The organism is Escherichia sp. AM3 (genome assembly GCF_032029835.1).
Taxonomy (GTDB): domain Bacteria; phylum Pseudomonadota; class Gammaproteobacteria; order Enterobacterales; family Enterobacteriaceae; genus Escherichia; species Escherichia coli.
In genome coordinates, this window is the sequence record NZ_JAVUPQ010000630.1 from 1 (window position 1) to 387 (window position 387).

Here is a 387-nt window from a genome sequence, read left to right on the forward strand (position 1 = left end):
TATATTCAATATAATCTTCACAGTCATGTCTTAATGAGGACATCATATATTTCTGTAACATCATTCTTGAACAGGATAAAAAATTCACGTAACGCTCAGCTTTCACCTCAAAATCTTTACGTCGCTGAATTAATGCTTCTTTCCTTAACTCGTGCTGCTGTGATAATTTGAGCGTCAAATAACCGCCCAATATTGTTAGCGCAGAGCCAAGCCCAATTTTAACGGCATTATCAGCCACATCCACCCACTCAGTCGCCATCTATTACTTGTTCTTCCTGTGATGATCATGGTTGCCAGTATAATTCCAGTACAGACTGGACATACAGCATTTTCTGCTCAGCCTGAATTAGTTACAACATTCACATGCTCAATTACTTTATCTAATGC

At 38.5% G+C, this 387-nt stretch carries 1 pseudogene; it reads right to left on the reverse strand.

Annotated elements, in window-relative coordinates:
* Window positions 1-259, reverse strand: a pseudogene (locus tag RTW80_RS27605) (hypothetical protein); the annotation flags it as partial.
* Between the last annotated feature and the right edge of the window lie 128 nt (window positions 260-387).